Here is a 5,593-nt window from a genome sequence, read left to right on the forward strand (position 1 = left end):
TTAGGTCATGTTTCCAGAGTGTCCTTCGATAGGAAAGATTACAGAGCAGTGTGCTTGTTCCAGGCCGCCCGCAGCGCTTACCCAAAGAGCTGGCGGCGGGCGGCCTGGAACAAGCACTTGCGCGGCGGTTGTGGTATTCTGCGGTGCGGGATCAGCGTTGCGAGTCCGTCACGCGGACGTCTGGTGGATTTACTGGCGCGCCTGAGCGCGCAGCACATTTAAGAACGGGGCAGAATCTGTCCTTTTGAGCGTAATTATGGGCTCTGATCGGCAATAGGCTGTCCTGCTATCGGGCGCGCGCGACGCGCCACGGAGGACAGATGGCGTGTATCGTCAGAGCGCTACCGGGCTATGGCGACATCCCGGCGAACTTCCCGATCATTGTCGATGAGGGAATGGCGATCATCGAGCCTGCCTTCGCGTATCTGCACGAACTGGCGACCATCCCGGGGCGCAGCCACGCGGCCGAGACGATCCGCACCTATGGCGAGCATCTGCATGACTGGCTCGACAGCCTGGAACAATCGCGGATCGCTTGGGACGGGGTCGGCGAACGGGAGATAGCGGCTTGGCGCAACCGGATGCTGGAATGCCCGAGCCCGCACACGAAGCGGCCCTATGCGCGTTCGACGATTAACGACCGAGTGCGTACGGTCTGTCGATTTTATGGCTGGGCGCACCAACGGGGCTGGATCGCGGAACTGCCGTTCCATTACATCGACGTTCGTGTGTTGCATCGGCGGCAGTCGATGCTCGCGCACCTCGACGTGCGCCCCGGTGTCGTCACGGCCAATGCGCTGACCGTCTCGGAGGCTGAGCGGCTGCCCCGTGCGCTGCGTGCCGATCAGCTTCGCCGGCTGTTTAGCGCGCTGGCGCCCCCTTACGACCTGATGGCCAGCTGGGCGCTGGTGACCGGAATACGCCGCAAGGAGCTTTGCGCGCTGAAGTTGTTCCAGATTCCGGAGACCGCCCATCTTGACGCGGATGAGCATCCGCTGATCGGAATCGGACTGCGCATCACCAAGGGCGGCTATCCGCGCACGGTCTATCCGCCGATACGGCTGCTCGATGCCACCCACCGTTATATCGACGAGGTTCGCGGGCCGCTGATCCGGCGGTTGCGCCGTGCCGATCGGTCTTGGCCTGCACCATCGGCGCTGTTCCTGACGAGCCGCGGGGGTCCGGTCAGTGCTGCCCGGTTCACGGCCGCGATGGGGACGGCGTTCAAGGCTGCCGGCGTGATTGGGACCGGCCATTGGCTGCGACACTGTTTTGCGATGACGATGCTGGCGCAGCTCCAGCGGCAGGCGCGCACGACACCGGAGATCAATCCGCTCAAGGTGGTGCAGGTATTGCTCGGACACAGGTCGATCGCCAGCACCGCCATTTATCTGCGCTGCGTGGAAATGCACGCGGCCGAGTTGGAGGAGAGCGTCGCCTGGCTTTACGGCGCGCTCATCGATGATGGTTAGGCGTGCGCCCATCGATCGGCGCCTGGCGACGCGGAAGACGAGCGACACCATCGTCCTATTCCGCGATGCCTGGGGCGAGGTGGACAAGCGGTTCGACCTGGAAAAGCTCGGGCTTCCAGGTGATGTGACGGCGCTGCTGGCGCAAGCGTTCCGAGGACGTTGCGCGGGCTTAACAGCGGAAACGCGGCGGCACTTTTACGGCTCGCTTCGCGTCTTTGCCACCTTCGCGCAGCAAGAGAATGCCATTGCCGGCGTGGCCGACGTCACATCGACAATGGTTGGGCGCTACCGAGCTTGGCTCGACCGTCAGACAGGAGCCGACGGAAAGCACTGGAGCTCATCTTCGAAAGCCAACACTTTGGCTGTGCTGCGCCAGTTGATCGACTGGACCAAGCGGCACGCACCAGAGCGCCTGACGAGCCGGATCGACTTCCCTTACAATCCTTGGCCCAATCGTTCGCCAACGCCGCGCCCCAAGCTCAGCGAGGCAATGCTCAAAAGCATCCTCCAGGCTGCCTACGAAGAGATCGATGAGGCATGGGTGCGGTTCCAGATCGGGCGCCGGATCCTGGAAACGCACGGCCGCGTGGAAGGCGTTGACCCGGAACTTTGCCGCATGGTGCGTTCAATCGCCAGGGCCGGCGATGGCGTTATGCCGGCAGGACATGAGGTGAAGATCCGCCGATCGCCCGTTACCCGGATGGGCGGTCTGCGCGTGGTTGGCAGCTACCTCCACCTGACGATGGAATATCTGCCGGCTTTCTTCCTTGCAGTGGCGATCCAGACCGCTGCCAATCCCGACCCGTTGCGGCGCTTGCGGCGTGACTGCCAGAGTCCGCACCCGCTCGACGAACATCGGGTGATGATCGACTGGGGTAAGCCGCGTGCCGGGGTGAAGGTGAAACGCGCGCAGCGTCGTTCGTTCGATCGCCGGCGGCCCTATGCCGCGCCTCATCTGGTCGACCGACTTATCGCGATGACGGCCCCGCTTGCCATCCAGGCGCGGGCTTCAGATCGTGACCTTCTGTTCCTGACCAAAAGCGAGAAGAAGAAAAACGTGGCCGTGGTGACGATGAGCACGCTGGGAAACGGCATCAAGCGGTTCATCGCGCGCGCCAATGAGCGGATCGCGATCTGGAACCGGGCCGCACCTGAGCGATGGCGCGAGCCCTTGCCTGATTTTGCGGTGGCGTTCCTGCGCGGCAGCGCCGCGACACAGGTCTATACTGCAAGCCAAGGTGACCTGATCGCGGCGCAGGCGCTGCTCAACCATGCGCGCATCGACACCACCGAACGCTATGTGCGCGGGCCGGAGGCGGCGCGCATCCAGGCAGAGACGATCGCCCGCGGGCAGGCGCTGATGATCGGATGGGTGATGGGGGGAAATGGCGTGGCCGAATCCACGCCGGCGGCAATGCCCGCGAGCGTGCCGTTCGGGCATGACTGCCTGAACCTGCTCGGCGGTGACAGGCCGGGTAAACCCTGTTCGCGGCTTGGGGCGTGCTTGCGTTGCCCAGGTCTGGTGATCCCACTCGATGCCGAGCATCTGGCGAAAATCCTCCAGGCGATCGCGGCGTTGGAGGAAGCACGGGCACGGATCGATCCGGCACGCTGGACACTGATCTACGCGCAGAGCTATCGCATCCTCACGAGTGACATCCTTCCCGACTTCCCGAGCGAGTTGCACGATGCCGCCCGTGCCATCATGGCGGGGCTGCCTGCCTTGCCGGTGCTGGAATGAACGCTGTGCTCACCCAGGCGGCAGCGTTCACGCCCGACATTGCGATATCGTCGCGCTCGCGGTTCGGCGACGACATCTGGCACCTCGACGGCATCCGGCCCGGCAGCAATCGCAGCGACTACTCCCTCGACTGGGACTTTACGGTCTCAACCGGGCGGTTCATTGACCCTCCCTTCCTGGTTTGGCGGGCGGCAGCTAAAACCTTATTGTGGAGCATCAAGGTCGATCCTCCGCCGGGGCGGCGGCACGTCCATGACGGCACGCTGGTGCGGCTGTTCACCGGGTTGCGGCTGTTGATCCGCTGGATGGCAGATCAGGGCTATCGCCGGTTCGCCGAACTTGACCGGAAAGCGAGCGAACGGTTCATGGAAACAGTGGCTCAGCGCCGCAATCCCAAGGGTGAGCCGCTCGCGGCGGGGACGCTCCACCACTATCGCAGCCTGCTCATGCTGATCTATCTGCAAGGCGCACGCTACCCGGAGGTCACCATCGCTGATCCGTTCCCGGGCGCAACAAATATGTTCTCCAGGCCCCGTCGGGGCTGGCTGCCCTATACACCGGATGTGATCGCCGTACCGCTGCTGTCCTCGGCGTTGCGGTTGATCGGGCCGGCGGCCGATGACATCATCGTCCTGCAAGGCGAGGCGCAAACCGTCTATGACGCGGCACTCGGATCTGGACTCTCGCCCAGCAAGGCCGGCTTCCGGGTCACCGAGGCGATCGCATCGTTCCAGTTCCAGGTGTTGCCCGGCGAGGATGCGCCGTGGCATCCAACGCCAGTGACAAGCACCAAGACGGTGCGCTACCTTACCGACCGGCTCTACGATGCCTGCTTCGTGACGATCGCCTGGCTGGTCGGCGCGCGCATCTCCGAGATCCTCGGGCTAGAAACCGGCTGCATCGAATATCATCCGTCCGGCACGGGTGACGAACGGTTCGCCTATCTTGCTGGCCACATCTATAAAACCTCGCGCAGCAGCCATCAAGGTGACACGCATCGCTGGGTGGCACCCGAGCCGGTCGTGCGCGCGATCGCGGTGATGGAACAGCTCACTGAGAGACTGCGGCACCGATCGGGGCGCAAGGAACTGTTCCTGATCACATCGAGCACCGGGCTCATCGGTCCGGCCGTCGAGATAGATCTGCCGGTCACAAACACAGTGCTGCGTCGTCTCAACGATCTGTTCGCGCCGTTCATCGGCCTGCCGCTGTACGAGGGCAAGCCCTGGCACCTCAACACGCATCAGGGCCGCAAGACCTTCGCGCGGTTCGTCGGCAAGCGCGACCGCACGGGGCTTGCCGCGCTCCAGGCGCACCTTGGCCATGTGACGCGCGCGATGACCGATAGCGGCTACGTCGGCACCGACTTCCAGCTCGACGAGTTGATCGACCGCCATGCCCAGGAGGAAACCCGAGCGGCGCTGGAAGAGATGCTGACCGCATCGGCGCTCGGCGGTAAGGCCGGGCGCGTCATTGCGGCGCGATCCGCGTTCCGCGGCTGCACCCGGGATGGCGACGTGCAGGCGTATGTGGACTTCCTCATGGCAGAAACCGATCTGCGGCTCGGCGTGTGCGACTGGGGCTACTGCGTCTATCGCCCCGAGACCTCGGCATGCTTTGGCGGCGAGGCCGGCCCCAATCCGGTGCTGAGGACTGAGACGACTTGCTCGACCTGTGCCAACTTCGCGGTCACGCCCCGACATCGGCCCGTGTGGGAAATGCGGCGTGCCCGCAATCTGAAACTGCTCGAACAGCCGGTGCTCGATGCCGGCAGTCGTGCACTTGCCGAAGCCAGGGTCGCCGAATGCGATCGCATCCTCACCCAGCTCGTTGAGGAATAATCCGATGCCCAGGCAACCCGGTCGACATGAACAGCGACTCCAGCAGACCCAGGAACGGCTCAACGCCGCGTTCGAACGGCTGCGCAAGGGATGCCCGGTCCACCCGCTGCATCAGCGCGGCTATACGCTTACCGTCGCGACCCTCGCGCGCGAATCCGGGGTTGCGCGCAATACGATCTATACCAACCATCGTGCTATCATCGACGACCTTCACGCCATCCGCGGCGACCCCATCAAACCGGTGACGACCTGGCAGGGCAAGCTCGAAGAACTGCACGATCTCATCCGCACCATGAAGCAGGAGCAGCGTCGCCTGGTCAGCGAAAACGCGCTGCTGTTGCAGCGCGCCCTCACAGCCGAAGCGGAAGCGCACCGCCACCAGCGTCACAACGCTCGGCTGATCGCCGAGCGTGACACGGCGCTCCGCGCCGTGCCAACGACAGCCAAACCTCGAAGGACAGTGTCACCCGACGTCAAGGCTAAAAACTGACGGATATCCGACAGAAAATGCTTCACAGGACAGTTGACACATGACCTAA

General features: G+C 63.9%; 4 protein-coding genes. All 4 read left to right on the top strand.

The window, feature by feature from the left end; all coding sequences use genetic code 11:
• Window positions 1-395 precede the first annotated feature (395 nt).
• From AC58EF_RS28025 to AC58EF_RS28040, 4 genes are read left to right on the top strand one after another with little or no spacing between them, the layout of a single operon-like run.
• Window positions 396-1,472, top strand: coding sequence for a tyrosine-type recombinase/integrase (locus AC58EF_RS28025; protein ID WP_497279646.1), 1,077 nt, complete (start codon window positions 396-398; stop codon window positions 1,470-1,472).
• The gene (locus AC58EF_RS28030) at window positions 1,462-3,213 is read left to right on the top strand and encodes a hypothetical protein (protein ID WP_497279647.1); all 1,752 of its coding nucleotides are present in this window, start codon (window positions 1,462-1,464) and stop codon (window positions 3,211-3,213) included. Before AC58EF_RS28025 ends, AC58EF_RS28030 begins: the two co-directional genes overlap by 11 nt.
• Window positions 3,210-5,054, top strand: coding sequence for a site-specific integrase (locus tag AC58EF_RS28035; protein WP_497279648.1), 1,845 nt, complete (start codon window positions 3,210-3,212; stop codon window positions 5,052-5,054). Before AC58EF_RS28030 ends, AC58EF_RS28035 begins: the two co-directional genes overlap by 4 nt.
• 4 nt (window positions 5,055-5,058) lie before the next feature.
• Window positions 5,059-5,544, top strand: a complete 486-nt coding sequence (locus AC58EF_RS28040; protein ID WP_497279649.1) for a hypothetical protein — start codon at window positions 5,059-5,061, stop codon at window positions 5,542-5,544.
• Window positions 5,545-5,593 lie beyond the last annotated feature (49 nt).

The organism is Sphingobium sp. WR1 (assembly GCF_059693745.1).

Excerpts from the sequence above, each read along its gene's own strand:
- AC58EF_RS28025 (WP_497279646.1), top strand. The coding sequence starts at position 396 with ATGGCGATCATCGAGCCTGCCTTCGCGTATCTGCACGAACTGGCGACC.
- AC58EF_RS28030 (WP_497279647.1), top strand. The coding sequence starts at position 1,462 with ATGATGGTTAGGCGTGCGCCCATCGATCGGCGCCTGGCGACGCGGAAG.
- AC58EF_RS28035 (WP_497279648.1), top strand. The coding sequence starts at position 3,210 with ATGAACGCTGTGCTCACCCAGGCGGCAGCGTTCACGCCCGACATTGCG.
- AC58EF_RS28040 (WP_497279649.1), top strand. The coding sequence starts at position 5,059 with ATGCCCAGGCAACCCGGTCGACATGAACAGCGACTCCAGCAGACCCAG.